The sequence below is a fragment of the Halorubrum sp. Hd13 genome, assembly GCF_002252755.1.
In the GTDB taxonomy this organism is placed as follows: domain Archaea; phylum Halobacteriota; class Halobacteria; order Halobacteriales; family Haloferacaceae; genus Halorubrum.
In genome coordinates, this window is record NZ_NHOY01000042.1 from 41565 (window position 1) to 59966 (window position 18402).

Below are 18402 nucleotides of genomic sequence, written 5' to 3' on the forward strand. Positions count from 1 at the left end.
GCGTAACCGGTTTGCCCGCGTGCCGCCAACGGTCCGCCAATGAACCGCGAACAGGCGGTCGACCGGCTGGCGACCCTCGTCGACCGGGTCGAGAACGAGACGATGCCGGTCCCCGTCCGCGAGGTGTGGGCGTTCGGCGACGTCGCGCTCGGCCTCGACCCCGTCGAGCGCCTCGACGTCTACCTCACCAAGGACGTGATCATGGGCGGCGACGCCGACGCGGCGGCGGCGTTCGAGGCCGAGTACGGCGTGAAGGGGGTCGGCACCTCCGTGCGGGCCGAGTGGGCCGAGGCGCACCCGGATCGCGTGCGCGCGAGCGACAACGGGTACGCCGCCCCCGAGAAGTGCCTCGCCGCCGAGCTCGTCGGCGACAGCGAGGGACGTAGTCCCTCTGGCAGCCGGACGCAGTCCGGCGACGACGAGCCGATCCACTTGGAGGTGTGTAACGCGAGCTTCGAGGACAACGTGCGCCAGCGCCTGAAGGGGGCGCTGGCCCGCGACGCGTACGAGGAGGTGCTCGACCCGCGCGGGGTCTGCCTGTGGGTCGACGGCACCCGCGACGAGGAGGCCTTCGACCGCCTGCGGGCGGGCTCGCTCGCGATGCCGACGCTCCCGGCCGCGCTCGGGATGCTCGGCGCCGACGAGGACGTGGCCCGCGAGGCGGCGGACGTGCTCAAGCGGCGCCGGGCCGAGCAGGAGGGGTCGTCGGTGCGCGGCGACATGGTGTAGGCGGCGGACGCCGACGGCGCCGCTCCGCCTCCGCTCGGGCCGCGTTTGGCCGCCACCCGACGGTTTTTTGCTCGGTTCGCCGTGTGGACGGTATGCCAACGCCCACCGACCGCGTCCGGCGCGCGGAACGCTCGCGGATCCGGGTGATGTTCGACCTCGCACAGCGTCACGGCGGCGACCTCGTCCGGTTGGAGGTCGGCGAACCCGACTTCGACACGCCAGCGCACGTGATCGACGCCGCCGCGAGCGCCGCCCGCGACGGCGCGACCCACTACACCTCAAACGCGGGGCTCCCCGCGTGTCGGCGGGCCATCAGCGACACGCTCGCCGCCGAGTACGGCGTCGAGCACGACCCGGACGAGGTCGTCGTCACCGTCGGCGGGATGGAGGCGCTCCACCTGGCGGTCCTCGCGGCGGTCTCGCCCGGCGAGGAGCTGCTCGTCCCGGGCCCGACGTGGCCTAATTACAAGACGCAGGCGACGCTCGCGGACGGGCGCTTCCGCGAGGTCCCCATGCCCGCGGAGACGGGGTTCGCCCTCGACGCGGACCGCGTGATCGACGCGATGAGCGACGACACCGCGGCGGTCGTGCTCACGACGCCCTCGAACCCGACCGGCCGCGTCTTCGACCGCGACGAGTGCCGTGCGGTCGTCGAGGCGGCGGCCGACCACGACGCGTACGTGATCGCCGACGAGGTGTACCTCGGGCTCACCTACGACGGGCCCGCCCAGGGGATCGCCGCGTACACCGGCCGCCCGGACCACGTGCTGACGGTCGGCTCCTGCTCGAAGCGGTACGCGATGACCGGGTGGCGGCTCGGCTGGCTCGCGGGCGACCGGGAGATGATAGACGCGGTCGCGACGGTCCGCGAGTCGACCACGGCCTGCGCGTCGAGCGTCGCGCAACACGCCGCGATCGCCGCCTTGACCGGCCCGCAGGAGCCGTTCGAGGAGATGTACCGGGCGTTCGAGGAGCGTCGCGACCTCGTCGTCGACCGCGTCGACGCCATCGACGGGCTCTCGGCTCCCCGCCCCGAGGGCGCGTTCTACGCCTTCCTCGACCCCGGCATCGACGCGCCCGCGATCGAAGTCGCGAAGTACCTCCTGCGGGAGCACGGCGTCGTGCTCGCGCCGGGCGACGGCTTCGGCGACACGGCCCCCGGGCGGCTCCGCCTCTCGTTCGCGAACTCCGTCGACCGGCTGGAGGAGGGGTTCGACCGGATCGAGGCGGGACTGGCGGAGTACTGACTAAATATCATTGGCATACACTTTTGTACCCTATTTTGAACCTGAACCAAGTCGCTAAACAAAATCACGAACTTCCCCACTTGTCAACGCTATACAGGACGTAGCTAGCCAACCCAAGGACAACAAACCAAAATGTCATCGCAGTAGCAAGTGTAAAGAACTCTGCTTGATTGATTGAACCGTAGGTACTAGCCGGAAAAACAAGTAGAGTAGCCCAGAGCAACCAAAATGGCAAAGTGAGAAGTCCCCAAATAATTGTGCTTAGGATTATTACAGTTGAATAGCCCCACCTGTCAGGGTCAAAAGTAGCAGAGAGATGTTTCAATACTGCCTGGAGACGATATTTAGTAGGAATTAAGATATCCCCATTCAGTTGATATGCTTTCCGCTGCCCCCCGTATGACTGGAGTACGTTTTCTTCGGTCAAATCTTCAAGATAATTCCGGATCTGACCTTCTCCAATATTTAATTTATCTCCGAGGGCCGCGTTGACTTCTGAAGTGTCAAATCTCCTATCAGGTTTTGTCAAGAACCATTTGATTATAACCTTCTTCTTTCTACCTGTTCTTTCTTTTACACTATACTCTTGTAGAACCTCATCTGCACCGCGCATTTCAAAAACACCCTATGTGAACCGTTTTTACATAGATGAAACGGCAGTTTGAGTACATACAATCGGTTTCATTTATTAATTGTCTCATACATATATCATCTCTGATGACCATTGTTGAATTATCATATGGAGGTGTATCAACCAGAATTTCAGCACGCAGGATTACAAGAATTTGGGTGTGGCCCAGACCGCCACCAAACCACGGAAAGAGTAGCTACTAGCCAACCTCTGCTTGACTCCACCAATCAAACGACAACCTACGCATGACAAACGTAATTAATCAAATTATTGCGACTGTCGTACTGATCGGACTACTAGCCTTCTGGATTGCCGGTTGGGCAATCTACGGGCAACCGTTAGGTGCCGTACCGTTCGCGTTTTGCGATATCCTTGGAATGGATTACTTTTCTGTCTGTAAATAACAACACAGAGCAACAATATCTACTCTACCCTCTGGAACAATATTTTGCGTAAGTCGTTGCTGACTCGCTTGGTTTATACTCTATCCATATTTTGCACATTGCCCCTGGATAGTAAGCAACTCAGTAGACCGAGATACAAATCTCCTAGATCAACTAGACCGGATTACCTTTCGGTGTTTATTGATCTCAAAATCACATTACTTCTCTAATCAGCGCATCAGCTCCCCGCCGTTCACGTTCAGCGTCTCGCCCGTGACGAATCCCGCGTCCCGGAAGTAGGCGGCCGCGTCGGCGATGTCCTCGGGCTGGCCGTACCGGTCGACGGGGATCGCGGCCAACTCCTCGCGCTTCTCCTCGGGCGTCCGGTCGCCCGTCATGTCCGTCTCCACGTGGCCGGGGGCGATCGCGTTCACCCGTATCTCGGGCGCGAAGTCGCCGGCGTGGCTCCGGGTGAGCGAGAGGAGTGCCCCCTTCGAGGCGGCGTAGTGGCACTCGACCGGCGCGCCGGTGTGCGCGAGGATGGAGGAGACGTTCGTCACCGACGGGCCGTCCTCCGACTCCCGGAGGTGCGGGAGCGCCGCCTTCGTGACGTTGAACGCGGAGTTGACGTTGACGTCCATGACCCGGTCGAAGTCGTCGGGACCGAGGTCCGCGGTGTACACGTGCTGGTCGATCCCGGCGTTGTTGACGACGTGGTCGACCCCGCCGAGGGCGTCGGCGGCGGTCTCCACGAGGTGGGCCGCCGCGTCGGGGTCCGAGACGTCGGCGCCTACGGCGACCGCCGCTTGCCCCCGGTCGCGGACCGCGTCGGCGACGGCCGCGGCGGCCTCGTCGCTGGTGCGGTAGTTGACCGCGACGTCGTAGCCGTCGTCCGCGAACCGAAGCGCGATCGCTCGCCCGATACCCCTGGAGGACCCCGTCACGAGTGCGGCCGGCATGTGTCTCGAGTCGACCCGGTCCGACTTCGACCTTCCGGACGCGGCGGCGGAACGCCGCGTCCGTCAGTCCCCGGTCTCGACCCGTCCCACGGTCACGTCGAAGGGGACGCGCTCGACGCGCTCGTACTCGCCGGCGCCGATCGCCTCGACCACCTCGCGGCCCATCTCGCGCCAGCGCCGCCGGAGGTCGTCGTACGCGTCCACGGAGGTCGCGGCCACCAGCTCCTCGCGGTGGTCGGCGAGGCCGGCGCCGGACGCCTTCCGCGCCGCCGACGCCAGCGCGGGCTCCGCGTACGGGGCCGCCGTCCGCTTCTCGTGGACGTACCGGCGGGTGCGGAGGTCCTCGACGCCCGCCGCCGCGAACGCCTCCCGGACGCGGTCGCCGAGGGCGACGTCGGTGCCGACGCCCTCGAGGTACGCCTCGCGCGCCTCCCGCTCCAACCGCTCCTCGGCGTCGACGGTGGACGTCACCGTCACGTCGCCGTTGTCCGGTTCGATCGCGGCGACGAGGTCGGCGGAGACGCGCGCGAGCTCCCGGACCGCGGCGACCGGCTCGGGGAGGTTGATGAGGAGGGCCTGACAGACGGCGAGGTCGACGGCGCCGTCCGGGAGCGGGAGCCGGGTCGCGTCGCCGGCGACGTACGGGAGTCCCGTCTCCTCGCGGGCGACCGCGAGGAGGTCCGTGTCGGCGTCGACGCCGATCACGGTCGCGTCCGGCCTCGCCTCCGCGGCGAGGACGCGGGTGAGTTCGCCCGTGCCGCAGCCGACGTCGACGACGCGGCGGCGGCTCGCCAGCTCGAGGTCCGCGAGGGCCGCCCGGTCGTCGGCCCACATCCCCTGCCGGGTGTGTTCGAGGTACTCCGCGGAGAAGCGTCGCACGGCACCGCGTTCGACGCGGGACGAATTAAACGTGGGGAAGCCGAGCGCCCGGGCGCGCTCCGACTCTCAGTCTTCGTCGCCCTCGCTGTCGCCGCCGCTCCCGAACCCGACGAGGTCCGAGAGCAGCGCGGCGGTGACGCCGGCGCAGTAGCCGACGAACGCGCCGGTCAGCCCGACCGCGGCGAAGGCCATCGTCACCCCGCCGATCGGGGAGTCGCCGGGGCCCACGCCCGGGACGCCGAAGACGGTCCCGACGACCACGAGCGCGGCGAAGACGACCGCGGGCACCGCGCCCACCGCGAGACACGCCGGGCCGCCGCAGCGCGCGTACCCGCCGACGGCCGCGATCGGCGCCGGCGCGTAGAACGCCAACAGCGGGACGAGCCGGTCGGTCAGCGCCGCCGCGGTCGGGAGACCCGCACGCTCGGCGACGACCGCGACCGCCAGCGAGAGCGCCACCAGACCGGCGAATCCGCCGACCATCGTGAGGGCCAAGCGGCGCCGGCGACCGATGAGGAGCGCCTCAGTGGTGGTCATATCCGTGGATCTCGGCTCCGACCACATAAAGCCGCGTCGGACAATTGTAACTAAATTCGGGGGTTTCCTCCCCTTCGCTCCCGCGACGGCCCGGCCGCCCCGGGCTCACTCCGCGCGCAGTTCGCGGACGCGCTCGATGTTCCACGCGAAGCTCTTCCCGTTCTCGGTCGGCGTCTCCAGCGCCAGCGGCACGTCCGTCAGGTCCGGGTGGTTGACGATCCGCTCCATCCCGGCCTCGCCGATGTGGCCCTCGCCGATGTGGGCGTGCTCGTCCTTGTTGGTGCCGCAGGCGTGCTTCGAGTCGTTGAGGTGGATGTACTCCAGGTGTTCCAACCCGACGGCGTCGTCGAACTCGGCGACGGTCTCGTCGACCGCCTCGGGCGTCGAGAGGTCGTAGCCCGCCGCGAACGCGTGGGCCGTGTCGACGCAGACGTCGATGTCCGTCTCGGTGCGGTCGATGATCCCCGCGAGGTGTTCGAACTCGTCGCCGAGCTTCGTCCCGGCGCCCGCGTCGCTCTCGATGAGGATCGTGACGCCGTCGGGGACGTCGACGTCGTCGATGACGCTCGCGGCGTTGTCGAGGCCGCCCTCCACGCCGGCCCCCGTGTGCGCGCCGAGGTGAACGTTGACGTACGGAATGTTCAGCTTCGCGGCCGCGTCGACCTCCTTCTGCATGGAGTCGAGCGACTTCTCGCGGAGCCCCTCCTTCGGCGTACAGAGGTTGACGAGGTAGGAGGTGTGGATCACCCACGGCCCGACCAGGTCGCGTTCGGTCCCCTCGCGGAACTGCGCGGCCTCCTCGTCGCTGATGTCCGGGTCCTGCCACACCTGCGGGGAGTGCGTGAATATCTGTCCGCAGTTGCCGCCGAACTGCTTCTGTCTGAACACCGCGTTGGCGATGTTCCCGTACGGCGGCGTTTCGGGATCGTTCGACGCCCGCGAACCGGAGATCGAGACGTGCGCGCCGACCTTGAGACTCATACCGCTACAACGGGGGCGATTGAAAAAGCCCCTTCGGAACCGGTTGGTCCGGTTCCCCTCCCGTTCCGGCGACTACGCGCCGTCGTTTCCCGGTCGGGTCCGGACCCAGCCGTCGTCGCGGTACTTCTCCTCGACGAGCTCCTCCGCCCGCGCGAGCTCCGCGCTCGACCACGAGCCGTCGCGGTCGAGCGCGACCGCGTCGGCCCGGCCGTTCTCGCCGTCCGCCTCGTCGCCACCGCCCTCGTCGCCGTCTCCGCCCGTCACCCACGCGACGAGCGCGTCTTCGACGGCCGCCGCGGCGTCCGCCCGGTCGGCGTCGGCCAACTCGTCCATGCCGACGACGCGCTCGCGGAACTCCTCGGGCGTGACCGGCGGATCGGAGAAGACCCCGAGGTGACGCTCCGCGTCGACGGCGAACGTCAGCGAGCCGTGCTGGATCACGGCGTCGCGCTTGCGGTACTGGGCGTTGCCGGCTATCTTCCGGCGGTCCGTCGCGCCCTCGTCGCCGTCGCCGGCCGCGCCGCCAGCCTCCGTCGCGCCGTCGCCTTCCGCCTCCGCCGAACCGCCCGCCACCACGTCGTGAGCCGGATGCAGCTCCCGGAGATAGCAGGCGGGGCGGTACAGCTCCGGCACCGACTCCTCGACGTAGTCCGCGTCGATCCCGAGTCGGTCGAACGCGTCGAGGATCGGCTCGCAGAGGAGGTGGTAACAGTCGAGCAGCTCGCCCGGTACGTCCGCGGCCGGCACCGCGATCGAGTACGCGACGTCCCCGCGCCCGTCGTGGTAGATCCCGCCGCCGCCGGTCTGTCGGCGGGTCACGTCGATCCCCTCGCGCTCGCAGAACGCCCAGTCGACCGTCTCCGGGTCCTGCCGGTAGCCGAGCGTGAGACAGCTCGGCTCCCATCGGTACGTGCGGACCGTCGCGGGGCCGCCCGCCGCCGCCGTCTCCGCCGCCACCTCGTCGAGCGCCATCTGCATCGGCCCCGGACGGGCCTCCTCCCGGATCAGCCGCCAGTCGCCCGTCGGCGCGGTCATGCGCGCCTCTCCGCCCGCCGTCCCGAAAGCGGTTGCGTTCGGACGACGACCCGGTCGAAACGGGATTTGCTATCGCGGAATGAGATTTATCGCACCGCCTCGCGGAACGCGCGTCCCTTTTAGGAATCCCCGGAGTAGGGGGCGTATGGTCCGAAACGTCGCCGGCGACATGGCGGAGCTCGAACCCGAGGACTTCTATCTCCTCTCGGGCGTCGAGCAGGGGATGCGATTCTCGGAGTGGGTCCGCCGGGACAAGATCCCCGACTACGCCGACCTGACGCGCGAGGAGGTGGACTACCGGATCGACCGGTGTCTCGACCGCGAACTGATCCAGCGGAAGACGATCCAGTACGAGGGGTACCAACTCACGTTCGAGGGGTACGACGCCCTGGCGCTCCGCACGTTCTCCGAACGCGAGACCATCGACGGCGTGGGCTCGCCCCTGGGGTTCGGCAAGGAAGGAGACGTGTACGAGGCCCAGTCGTTCAAGCCGCTCGCCCTGAAATACCACCGCGAGGGATACACCAACTTCCGCGAGGTGAACCGCGAGCGCGAGTACACCGCCGACCGCGACCACGTCTCTTGGATGTACACCGCGCGCAAGGCGGCCGAGCGCGAGTACGAGGCGATGGAAGCGATGTACCCCGACGTGAGCGTCCCCCGCCCCGTCGACCACAACCGCCACGCCATCGTGATGGACAAGTTCGACGGCGCGGAACTCTCGCGCGCGAGACTCGAACCCGAACAGGCCTCCGCGGTCCTCGATTTAGTCCTCCGCGAGCTGGTCACCGCCTACGACCTCGGCTGGGTCCACGCCGACATGTCCGAACACAACGTCGCGGTCGCGGAGAGCGGCGTCACGATCTTCGACTGGCCGCAGGCGGTCCCCGTCGACCACGAGAACGCCGGCGAGTTCCTCGAACGCGACGTCGCGAACCTCCTGCGGTACTTCAGCCGGAAGTACCCCCACGAAGTCCCTCGAGACGCCGATATCGAGGGGATCGCCGGCGCTATCGCCGACGGCTCGTTCGAATCGGTCCGCGCGTTCGCGGAAGAGTAAATCGCATAGCGCGATACGAAATCGTTCGCCCCGTCCAGTCCACTGTTTCCGAATTCTGGAGTTATCGTCTTGTGGGAACTACTGGTGGATACTATAGTCTAATAAACACTATGATTAAATGTGATGTACAAGGTGCTCGTTCCGGTCGACAGAAGTGAGAAACGCGCGTTCCACCAGGCACAGTACGTGTCACGGCTTCCGAACGCCCCCGACGATGTCGAGGCGACGGTGTCGTTCGTGGTGCCTCCCGATGAGTTCAACGACGCCGACACGATGGAGTTCTCGGACATCGACGCGGCCGTCGGGGCGGCCAACCTTCTCGAGGGCGAGGGCGTTTCCGTGACCCGAACCGTGGACGACGGCGGTATCTCGGACCAGATCGTCCGTTCCGCTGAGGGGCTCGAAGCCGACGAGATCGTTATGGGCGGGCGCAAGCGGTCGGGCGTCTCCCGTGTGCTGCTCGGTAGCACGGTTCAGGACGTTATGCTCTCGGCCGAGCGGCCGGTTACCATCACGAGCGAGACGGCCGTGCCCGGCGAGGGGATCCGACAGGTTCTGGTACCGGTCGACGCCGACGTGGATCGCGCCCATCATCAGGCGGCGTACGTTGCGGGGCTGCCCGAGGCGGCGGAGACCGTTGAAGCGACGGTTCTCGTCGTGTTCCGTCACCAGGACTACAAGGGGGCCCCTCCCCACACGTTCGAGGAGATCAACGCGGCAGTCGAGGCGGCCGATGCCCTCGAGAACGAGGGGATCCCCGTCGAGCGTGTCGCCATCGGGGGCGAGGTGGCCCGGAAGATTCTCGACGTGGCGGCGGAACGCGATGCCGACAGCATCGTCATGGGCGGGCGTAAGCGGTCGGGGCTCCAAGAGGTACTCATTGGGAGCATCACGCAGGACGTCATGCTCTCGACCGAGCGGCCGGTCACTATCACCGGCTGACCTCGGTCGAGCGCCGTCCCACGTCAACAGTAGTCACGATCATCGCGCGCAATGCTGTACACTGTTGGTCTGAGCAATCCGGTATCGAGCAGATCAAAGTCGCCGAGGACGCCCCGGTAGCCGGACATACGCTCGCGGAGATCAGCCTCCCGAGAGGGAGCCTTGTCATCTCGGATCGGAACCGAACACGGATAGCACGTGCCGATATGGAACTCGAACGCGGCGAGTATAACATCGCCGGCGCCGAGTCCGGAACGGTAGACCGCGAGGCCGGACGGGCCACGGTGGACGGCCTCTACGCGGCCGGATGGATGACGAACGAGACGGTCCACCAGGCGGTCGTGAGCGCGGGCCACGACGCGCGCGCGCCGCCGTCTCGCTGATCCGGGACGGCGTCGCCGCGCGTTATTGGCCCGCCGTCGCCGACCACTACGTCGACTGGGTCGTTCGCGAGGGGCGATACGCGGGCGACGCTCGCTGTCGGGAGGTTCGACGTGCGTTCCACGAGACGGCTCGGCCCCACAGCCTCGCCGACGTCGACGACGCCGACGCCGAGTCGCTGCTGGAGACGGTCCGCTCGGAGTTCACCGAGTCGGTCGCGGTGGCGCTCGCGCCGACGACCGACGCCTCCTCCACCCCCTAGCTGAAGCGGACGATCGTCGGCGAGACGACCGCGCGTCGGAACGAAGTCATCGCGGTCGCGGAGGCGCTCGCCCGCGAGGCGGAGCACCTGTCCGAGGCCGCCGACGTCGTCGACGAGGTCACCGGGCGCGTCGTCGCCCTCGACGAGACGCCGCTGACGGCGCTCGGTTTCGACGCGCTCGGGCGTGGATGTACGCCGCGCTCTTCGCCCCGGAGGACGATCGTGGCGCCGACGGACCCGACAAACGCCCGTCGAACGAGGTCGGCGGCGAGATCCGAGGGGGCGAACGATGACCGGCGCCCCGCGGTACCTGTCGACCGTGTACATCCGCGGACACCGGGACGAGGCGCCGATCCAGACGAGCGCTGTGGACGAGGCGCCGGACCGGCCGCCGAGCGTCTCGCCGACAAAGCGCGCTCGACCGGCCGTTCCGACCGGTTCCGGCCGCCGGCTTCCCGTTTCGGCGAAGTGTTAGGCGAGCCTAAGATCCGAAACCGATTTAATCCTTTAGGGTGGCCTAAATCGTATGGAACCAGACGCGGACCGATCCCCCGCGACGCGACGCGACGCGATCAGGTACTGCGGCGGCGTCGCCGGCGCGGGACTGCTCGCCGGGTGCGCCGGGACCGATCCGGCGCCGGACGGTGCCGAGGGAGACGACGGCTCGGCGAGCGGCGGTTCGAACGGGAGCGGTTCGGCCGACGGCGACGGTGCCGGCGGCGAGGACGGCTCGTACACGGCCGAGATGGCGCCGGCCGGCGAGGTCGCGTTCGCCGCGGTTCCGGAGGACGTCATGGTGTACAGCCTGCTGTACGCCGACCTCGCGGTCGCGCTCGGTCACGGCGGCGCGGTGAACTCGCTCGGCTTCGACGCGAACGCGGGCGGGAACACGTTGGACGCCTACTACGCGCGCCTCGACGGCGTCTCCTTCGACGCCGAGGGGCTCACGCAGCTCAACTCCGGCTCGGGCGGCGGCATCTCCGTCGACCGCGAGCTCCTCTACGAGCTCGACAGCGACCTCCACCTCGCGGACCCGTGCCTGTTCGCGTCCTTCGACGGCTGGAGCGCGGCCGACGTGGCCGAGGTCCGCGACAACGTCGCGCCGTGGTTCGGGAACGTCTACAGCCGCCGGCACTCGGACCCCCCGGAGCCGTGTCGCGACGACTACGAGTACTACGCGCTCCCCGAGATCGGCGAGCGCGTCGCCGCCGCCTTCCGCGAGACGGAGCGCTTCGCCGCGCTCGACGCGGTCCGCGAGGACCTGATCGAGACGATCCGGAGCGACCTCCCGCCGGCCGAGGAGCGCCCGACGGTCGCCGCCCTCATCTACATGGACGGGACCTACTACCCCTCCCGGACCGACGGGTCGGGCTTCGCGAACGCGCACGTCCGTCCGTTCGACGTCCCCGACGCCTTCGCCGCGGACGAGGTCACCTACGAGACGGCCTACGACCACGAGCGGCTGCTGGAGGTCGACCCCGACGTCATTCTCCACCAGTACGGGATCGCCTCCTACTACGACGTCGGCGCGGTCCGCGAGGAGCTGGCCGACCACTCGGTCGCCGGCCGGCTCTCCGCGATCGAGAACGACCGCTTCTACCCCTCCGGAACCCCGGTGCAGGGGCCGATCATGAACCTGTTCCAGCTGGAGATGACGGCGAAACAGCTGTTCCCGGGTCGGTTCGGCGAGTGGCCCGGCTACGAGCACGGCGACGACTACCCGGCGATTCCGCCGGCCGAACGGCTGTTCGACCGCGAGGAGGTCGCCGCGATCGTCTCCGGAGGCGCGGAATGAGCGCCGCCGTCGATCGCGACGTCGTCGTGGTCGGCGGCGGTCCGGCGGGCTGCTCGGCGGCGGTGTTCGCGGCGCGGGAGGGGCTCGACGTCGCGGTCTTCGACCGCGGTCGGTCCTCCCTCGCGCGCTGTGCGCACCTGGAGAACTACCCCGGATTCCCCGCCGGCGTCGACGTCGAGACCTTCGCGGAGCTGCTCCGCTCGCACGCGGAGCGGGCGGGGTGTTCGGTCGTCTCGGACCTCGTCGAAGACGTCGAACGCCGAGCCGGAGACGGGGATGACGCCGCCGGCCTCCGCGTCACGCCGCAGGAGGGCGAGCCGGTCACCGCCCGCCGCGTGGTCGCGGCGACGCGGTACGGCGGCGAGTACCTCCGCGGGCTCGACGACGACGAGGCGATGTTCGCGGTCCACGAGCACGGCGACGAGACCCACGAGGGCTTCGACCGCGAGTACGCCGACCGCGACGGGACGACGCCGGTCGACGGGCTCTACGTCGCGTCGCCGTCGGCGGCCGACCGCCAGGTCGTCACGGCGGCCGGCCGGGGCGCCCGCGTCGGGAAGCGGGTCGTCGCCGACGCGCGGATCGACGACGGCTGGTGGCCCGCGGCGGCCGAGGGCGTCGACTGGCTGCGTCGCGAGGCCGCGGTCGACGACGAGTGGACCGACCGCGAGCGGTGGGTCGAGTGGTTCGACGCGGAGCACGCCGACGCCCCCGTCGACCCGGACTCGGACCGGTTCGCCCGCGTCCGCGAGGCCGCGATCGACGCCTCGCTGTCGTCGTACGTCGACGCGGACGAGGCCGAATCGCTGGCGGCCGCCGGGCGGCGCGCGCTCGCGGCACACCTCGACCCGGCCGCGGTCGTCGACGCCCACGGCGCCGACGCCCTGCTCGACGCGATGGACGACGAGGCGATCGCGGCGCACGCGACCGAATTGAACGGCGGGCGGGAGGCGGCCGACGGAGCGAGGGGAGACGGAGCGGCGGCCGACCAGGGGGCGCGATGAGCGGCGAGCGGTCCGCGGTCGGCGGCGGGGCGTCGACGAGCCGGTCGGCCGGGACCGACCGCTTCGGCTGGCTGCTCGACCCGAAACTCGTGAGCGTCGCGGTCGGGAGCCTCGCGGTGGTCGTCGTCGCGGGCCTCGTGCAGGTGAGCTTCGGCGCCTACTCGATGACGGTCGGCGAGGCGTGGCGGGCCGTCCTCGACCCCGCGGTCCTCCTCGACCCGCGGTGGCTGCTCAACTTCCTCGTCGGCGAGGAGCTGATGCGGGCGATCACGGGCTTTCAGGGCGAGCTGCCGGAGCTGTCGCACGGCACGCTGATCGTCTGGAACATCCGCCTACCGCGGGTGATCGTCGGGGCCATCGTCGGGATGAACCTCGGCGTCTCGGGCGCGATCTTCCAGGCGGTCACCAGGAACGAGCTCGCGAGCCCGTTCATCCTCGGCGTCTCCTCCGGCGCCGGGCTGATGATCCTGCTGACGCTGGTCGTGTTCGGAGGGCTCTCTGCGTTCCTCCCGCTGATCGCGGCGCTGGGCGGCGCCGTCGCGTTCCTGATCGTGTACGCCATCGCGTGGAAGAACGGGACGAGCCCCGTCCGGCTCGTGCTCGCGGGCGTGATCGTCGGGACCGTCTTCGGGAGCCTCCAGACGGCGCTGTTCTTCTTCGCCGACGACATCGGCGTCGTCCAGTCGGCGATCCAGTGGACGACCGGCTCGCTGACCGGGACGGACTGGGCGCAGGTGCGGCTGGCGCTCCCGTGGACGGTCGTCGCGGTACTGCTCTCGATCGCCGGATCGCGGCAGCTGAACCTGCTCCTGTTGGGCGAGCAGACCGCGAAGTCGCTCGGGATGTCGATAGAGCGCGTGCGGTTCGCGCTGTCGGGGGTCGCGGTGCTCGCGGCGGCCGCCAGCATCGCGGTGGCCGGCATCGTCAGCTTCGTCGGGCTGATCGTCCCGCACATGGTGCGGAACCTCGTCGGGAGCGATTACAAGCGGCTGATCGTCGGGTGCCTGTTCGTCGGCCCCGCCCTGATGGTCGCCGCCGACGTGGGCGCCCGGCTCGGGATGAGCGTCCTGACGGGCGCGGACGCGCAGATCCCGGTGGGGATCGTCACCGGGCTCGTCGGCGGGCCGTACTTCCTGTACCTGATGCGGAGACGGCAGAACATGGGTGAACTCTGAATGTCCATCGAACGCACGAACGCGACGGATTCGGACGAACCGAGCGGCGCGAACGCGCCGAACCGAACGACCGGCGAGCGCGCGGCGGGCGCCACCGACGCGAGCGACCTCGACGCGAGCGACCTCGACGCCGAGGGGCTCGTGTTGGGGTACCCGACCGCTCCGGAACCGGTCGTCGACGGCGCGTCGATCGCGGCCGAGCCGGGCGCGGTCACCGCCCTCGTCGGTCCGAACGGGTCGGGCAAGAGCACCCTGCTGAAGGGGTTGGCGAACCAGCTCGCGCCCGAGGACGGCTCCGTGCTCCTGGACGGACGCGACGTTCACTCGATGGACACGAAGGCGCTCGCCCGGAAGCTCGGGCTGCTGTCACAGGAGAGCACGTCGCCGGACAGCATCACCGTCGAGGACCTCGTCCATCACGGTCGGTACCCGCACCGCGGCTTCTTCGAGCGGACGACCGAGGCGGACGCTCGCGCGGTCGACCGCGCCATCGAGCTGGCGGGCTGCGGCCACCTCAGGGACCGCGAGGTCGGGAGCCTCAGCGGCGGGCAGAAGCAGCTCGCGTGGATCGCGATGGTCCTCGCGCAGGACACCGACGTGCTCCTCCTCGACGAGCCGACGACGTTCCTCGACTTACACCACCAGATGGAGGTGATGGAGATCATCGAGACGCTGCGCGACGAGAGCGACGTGACGGTCGTCGTCGTGCTCCACGACATCGAGCAGGCCGCGCGGCTCGCCGACCGGATGGTCGCGCTCAAGGACGGCGAGATACGGGCCCGCGGCGCCCCGGGAGAGGTCGTCACCGAGGAGCTGCTCGCTGACGTGTTCCGCGTCGACACCGACGTGGTGCAGACCGAGAACGGCCCCCGCGTCACCCCGTTGCGCGCCAGGCACGAGGGGTCGGAGTAACCCGACGCGTCCGGCCGACGACGACGTGGCAATATATTTTAGTCCGACCTAAAAACCGAAGTGGTTAAACATCTTTAGGCTAGCCTAAAAACATGTCCAGAGACGACGCGGTACACGGGGATCCGACCCGCAGAGCGTTCGCGAAGTACGGCGGTACCGTCGCGCTCGGCGGTCTGCTCGCCGGCTGCACCGGCGGTGGCGACGGGGAGGGCGACGGCGCCGACGACGGCTCGGCCGACGGCAACGGCACCGACGACGGCTCGGCCGACGGCGACGATTCTGACGGGTCCGGCGACACCGCCGAGAGCTACACGGCGTCGATCTCGCCGATGGGCGAGGTGACGTTCGAGTCGCCGCCGGAGACGGTGTTCACGCGGCTCACCCACCACGCGGACATGGCGTTCGCGCTCGGCCGGGGGAACGACGTCACCGCGCTGCACGCGCCCGACTACTACGACGGGCTGTGGAACCAGTTCGTCGAGCGGCTCCCGGGCGTCTCGCTCGACTGGTCCGGGCGCTACTCCTCGTGGAAGCCGGACAAGGAGAAGCTGTACGAGCTCGACAGCGACGTCCACCTCGCGGACCCGGCGTGGATCACCCGACAGGACGCCTGGGACCGCGCGGACGTCGACGAGGTCGCCGAGAACGTCTCGCCGTGGTTCGGCAACTCCCTCAGCGACCGCCACCAGGAGCCGACGGACGAGTGGGCCGACGGCTACCAGTACTACGGCCTGTGGGAGCAGTTCGAGACCGTCGCCGACGCGTTCCGGGAGCGCGAGCGCTACGAGGCGCTCGCGGAGGTCCGCGAGGGGCTTCTGTCGACGATCGAAGAGGGGCTGCCGCCCGAGGAGGAGCGCCCGACCGCGATCATGATCGCCGCCGCCGACATCGAGAGCATCTACGCGTACACGCTGAGCAACCCCGGCTTCCTCACGTCGCACACGCGCCCGCTCGGCCCGCGCGACGCGTTCGAGGGGAGCGTCGAGTCCGGCACGGTCGTCGACTTTGAGACGATGCTCGAGGCCGATCCCGACGTCATCCTCTACCTCGGCGGGATGGAGCCGGGGACGGACATGGCCGGGCGACGGACCGCCTTCGAGGAGGACGCCGTCGGCTCGGAGATCGCGGCGGTCCGGAACGACCGCATCCACCCGCAGGGCGCCCGGTATCAGGGCCCGATACTGAATCTGTTCCAGCTGGAGATGACGGCGAAGCAGCTCTACCCCGACGCGTTCGGCGCGTGGCCGCGGTACGAGGAGGGTCCGTATCCGGCGATCCCCGAGAACGAGCGGCTGTTCGACCGGAAGCGCGTCGCGGACGCGATCAAGGGGGACCTGTAGATGCGCGCCCGCGAGTGGACCGTGGCGGCGACCTACGGCGACCCGACCGACTACGACGTCCCGGCGCTGCCGACGTGGCGGGTCGAACGCGGCGCGTGCGGCGACCTCGCGTTCGCGGCGACCGACCGGGACGAGCCGTTCATCGCCGCCGCCAACCCGGTCCGGGTGCGGCGATGAGCGGGGCGAGGCCGGCCGCTCGACCGCGCATCGCGTCAGACCCGCGGGACCGAAGATCCTACCTCGCCTCGCCCGTGTCGACGGGTATGGAGCCGAATCAGCTACGGGCGGCGGACCGTTCCCGACGGAACCGACGGGTGGTCGACCGATGACCGACGGGTCGACCCCCCCGCGCGACGTGGTCGTCGTCGGCGGCGGCGTCGCCGGGCTCTCGGCGGCCGTGTTCACGGCGCGTCAGGGGCTCGACACGCTCGTCGTCGACGGCGGCGCGTCGATCCTCCGGCGGAACGCCCACCTGGAGAACTTCCCCGGGTTCCCGCTCGGAGTCAACGCCCGCCGACTGCTCGACCTCCTCGGCGAGCAGGCCGAGGCCGCCGGCGCGGACCGACTCGACGCGCGGGTGACGCGGGTCGCCGCGATCGACTCCGGCGACGCCGATTCCGGCGGTGACGGCGCCGTCCCGAGCGACGGCGCCCGGTTCGCCGTCGCCACCGACGGCGACGACCGGATCCGGACGCGGTACGTCGTCGCGGCCACGAAGAACGAGGTCGGCTACCTCGACGGCGTCGACGGCGTCGGGATCATCGAGCGCGGGAAGGCGTACGTCGACGTCGACGAGCGCGGCCGGACCGGCGTCGACGGGCTGTACGCGGCGGGGCGGCTCGCGGAGAAGCCCCACCAGGCCGCGGTGTGCGCCGGCCACGGCGCCGAGGTCGCGGTCACGCTGTTGGAGGACGACGACGCGCCCTTCTACCACGACTGGGTGACGCCGGAGGGGTACTTCACCGACCGGGGCCGCGAGGTGCCCCCGGGCTGCGAGGAGATCGGCGCCGACGAGCGCCGCGAACGCGAGGCCGCCTCGCTGGACGCGACCCGCGAGCGGTTCGCGGAACCGCATCCCGACCCGCAAGAGACCCACCCGAGCCTGGAGGAGTGACCGGATGCGGAGCGTGACCGCGACGTGATCGGGACGACGCTGGCGGCTATCAGCGACCATATCGAGGCGCTCTCGTCGGAGACCGGCGAGTACTCGCTCGTCTGCGCCCGCTACGGCGACCGACCGGTCCCCGCGGCCGGGCTCCGGTTCGAGAGCCGGGCCGCCGCGCGCGCCGCCGCCCGCGCCACCGAGCAGTACCGCGACGCGCTCCGCCGGTACGACCCGCAGGTCCCGTACTACGACGTGATCGTCCGGCAGGAGTACGCGGGCGACGAGGGCGTCGACCGCGGCGTCTGCGACGGGAGCGCCGACGGCGACGCCGGAAGCGGTCGGTCCGCCGGCGACGCGCACGACGTGCGGCGGTTCTCGGCGACCGAGGCGGCGGACTGGTCGCTCTCCGACCCCGCCGTGGGCCGCGACCCCGGACCGAACCCCGATTCGAGCCGCGACCCCGAACCGAGCCCCGTTCCGAGCCGCGACCTCGTCGGGTTCTGCCACGACGCGGCGGCGGCGGTGTTCGAGGCCCTCTCGGCGGGCGACCACGACGCGGTCGAGTCGGCGGTCATGGACGCCTACTTCGCGTTCGCGGAGGAGCGGTCGGACCCGGACGGCCTCTGTCTCCGGCTCCTCGAAGCGATGGCGTTCGAGCTCCGCCGCGGCCTCGAGCCGACCGAACAGGCCGCGGTGCTGGCCGACGCCGCGTCGCGGCTCCCCGTCGCGCCCGACGCGGACCCGGTCGCGGGGGCGTTCGAGCGCCTCGCCGGAGCGGGGGTCGTCGGGAGCTACGCGGCCGACTCGGGCGGCGACGAGCCGCCGGCCGAGTCGGTGGTCGTCCACGTGTCCGACTACGCGCTGACCCCCCGGGACGGGCGGTTCCCGACGCTTCCGGTCGCTCTCGAACTGTGCCGACACGGCGACCGGTCGCCCCCGCGGGCGGTCCGCGTCGACGCCGTGGAGGGGGGCTGGCGGCTCGGGATCGACACCGCGTCCGGCGACGAGCCGTCGGGGCTGACGAGCGCGCCGATCCGCGAGTAGG

At 69.6% G+C, this 18402-nt stretch carries 20 protein-coding genes; 14 read left to right on the forward strand and 6 right to left on the reverse strand.

All coding sequences use genetic code 11. From position 1 onward, the window contains the following. Nucleotides 1-39 precede the first annotated feature (39 nt). Both DJ81_RS05745 and DJ81_RS05750 read left to right on the forward strand, forming a co-directional pair. Nucleotides 40-729, forward strand: a complete 690-nt coding sequence (locus DJ81_RS05745) for a hypothetical protein (RefSeq protein ID WP_094588916.1) — start codon at nt 40-42, stop codon at nt 727-729. A gap of 92 nt (nt 730-821) precedes the next feature. Then, nucleotides 822-1976, forward strand: a complete 1155-nt coding sequence (locus tag DJ81_RS05750; protein WP_094588918.1) for a pyridoxal phosphate-dependent aminotransferase — start codon at nt 822-824, stop codon at nt 1974-1976. 64 nt (nt 1977-2040) lie between these two features. On the opposite strand, the gene DJ81_RS18725 is transcribed toward DJ81_RS05750, so the two are convergent. The 6 genes from DJ81_RS18725 to DJ81_RS05775 all read right to left on the reverse strand — a co-directional run bounded on the left by DJ81_RS18725 (nt 2041) and on the right by DJ81_RS05775 (nt 7381). Next, nucleotides 2041-2589, reverse strand: a complete 549-nt coding sequence (locus tag DJ81_RS18725) for a hypothetical protein (protein WP_141212544.1) — start codon at nt 2587-2589, stop codon at nt 2041-2043. 631 nt (nt 2590-3220) lie between these two features. Next, nucleotides 3221-3949, reverse strand: a complete 729-nt coding sequence (locus tag DJ81_RS05755) for a 3-oxoacyl-ACP reductase family protein (protein ID WP_094588920.1) — start codon at nt 3947-3949, stop codon at nt 3221-3223. A 63-nt stretch (nt 3950-4012) separates the two neighbouring features. Then, nucleotides 4013-4828: a class I SAM-dependent methyltransferase gene (locus DJ81_RS05760; RefSeq protein ID WP_094588922.1), complete on the reverse strand. Its 816-nt coding sequence runs from the start codon at nt 4826-4828 to the stop codon at nt 4013-4015. A gap of 66 nt (nt 4829-4894) precedes the next feature. After that, entirely contained in the window at nt 4895-5365 is a 471-nt protein-coding gene (locus tag DJ81_RS05765; RefSeq protein WP_094557968.1) for a hypothetical protein, read from the reverse strand. A gap of 105 nt (nt 5366-5470) precedes the next feature. After that, the gene (locus DJ81_RS05770; RefSeq protein ID WP_094557969.1) at nt 5471-6346 is read right to left on the reverse strand and encodes a deoxyribonuclease IV; all 876 of its coding nucleotides are present in this window, start codon (nt 6344-6346) and stop codon (nt 5471-5473) included. Between the two features lie 72 nt (nt 6347-6418). Beyond that, the gene (locus DJ81_RS05775) at nt 6419-7381 is read right to left on the reverse strand and encodes a lipoate--protein ligase family protein (RefSeq protein WP_094588924.1); all 963 of its coding nucleotides are present in this window, start codon (nt 7379-7381) and stop codon (nt 6419-6421) included. Nucleotides 7382-7526: 145 nt separating this feature from the next. Between DJ81_RS05775 and DJ81_RS05780 the strand changes: the two genes are divergently transcribed. The 12 genes from DJ81_RS05780 to DJ81_RS05830 all read left to right on the forward strand — a co-directional run bounded on the left by DJ81_RS05780 (nt 7527) and on the right by DJ81_RS05830 (nt 18401). Further along, entirely contained in the window at nt 7527-8441 is a 915-nt protein-coding gene (locus DJ81_RS05780; RefSeq protein WP_094588926.1) for a serine/threonine-protein kinase RIO2, read from the forward strand. Between the two features lie 123 nt (nt 8442-8564). Next, the gene (locus DJ81_RS05785; protein WP_094588928.1) at nt 8565-9383 is read left to right on the forward strand and encodes a universal stress protein; all 819 of its coding nucleotides are present in this window, start codon (nt 8565-8567) and stop codon (nt 9381-9383) included. A gap of 206 nt (nt 9384-9589) precedes the next feature. Continuing rightward, on the forward strand, nt 9590-9766 hold the full coding sequence (locus DJ81_RS19105; protein WP_170938254.1) for a hypothetical protein: 177 nt from the start codon (nt 9590-9592) through the stop codon (nt 9764-9766). Then, entirely contained in the window at nt 9691-10026 is a 336-nt protein-coding gene (locus tag DJ81_RS05790; RefSeq protein WP_094588930.1) for a hypothetical protein, read from the forward strand. Before DJ81_RS19105 ends, DJ81_RS05790 begins: the two co-directional genes overlap by 76 nt. Before the next feature lie 526 nt (nt 10027-10552). Next, a complete protein-coding gene (locus DJ81_RS05800; protein ID WP_094526566.1) occupies nt 10553-11821 on the forward strand; it encodes an ABC transporter substrate-binding protein in 1269 nt (422 codons plus the stop codon). After that, nucleotides 11818-12825 (forward strand): FAD-dependent oxidoreductase, encoded by a 1008-nt coding sequence (locus DJ81_RS05805; RefSeq protein WP_094526567.1) that lies wholly within the window; start codon nt 11818-11820, stop codon nt 12823-12825. Before DJ81_RS05800 ends, DJ81_RS05805 begins: the two co-directional genes overlap by 4 nt. After that, complete coding sequence (locus tag DJ81_RS05810) at nt 12822-14000, forward strand: iron ABC transporter permease (RefSeq protein WP_094526568.1); 1179 nt, start codon at nt 12822-12824, stop codon at nt 13998-14000. The genes DJ81_RS05805 and DJ81_RS05810 overlap by 4 nt, the downstream gene beginning before the upstream one ends. Next, on the forward strand, nt 14001-14912 hold the full coding sequence (locus DJ81_RS05815) for an ABC transporter ATP-binding protein (protein ID WP_094526569.1): 912 nt from the start codon (nt 14001-14003) through the stop codon (nt 14910-14912). It abuts the gene before it with no gap. A 92-nt stretch (nt 14913-15004) separates the two neighbouring features. Next, nucleotides 15005-16252 carry an ABC transporter substrate-binding protein gene (locus DJ81_RS05820; protein ID WP_094526570.1) on the forward strand — a complete coding sequence of 416 codons (1248 nt, stop codon included), beginning with the start codon at nt 15005-15007 and terminating at the stop codon, nt 16250-16252. Beyond that, a complete protein-coding gene (locus DJ81_RS19110) occupies nt 16253-16429 on the forward strand; it encodes a hypothetical protein (RefSeq protein WP_170938255.1) in 177 nt (58 codons plus the stop codon). A 148-nt stretch (nt 16430-16577) separates the two neighbouring features. Continuing rightward, nucleotides 16578-17366: an FAD-binding protein gene (locus DJ81_RS05825; RefSeq protein WP_094588932.1), complete on the forward strand. Its 789-nt coding sequence runs from the start codon at nt 16578-16580 to the stop codon at nt 17364-17366. A 24-nt stretch (nt 17367-17390) separates the two neighbouring features. Further along, nucleotides 17391-18401 carry a hypothetical protein gene (locus tag DJ81_RS05830; protein WP_094526571.1) on the forward strand — a complete coding sequence of 337 codons (1011 nt, stop codon included), beginning with the start codon at nt 17391-17393 and terminating at the stop codon, nt 18399-18401. The last annotated feature ends 1 nt before the right edge of the window (nt 18402 follow it).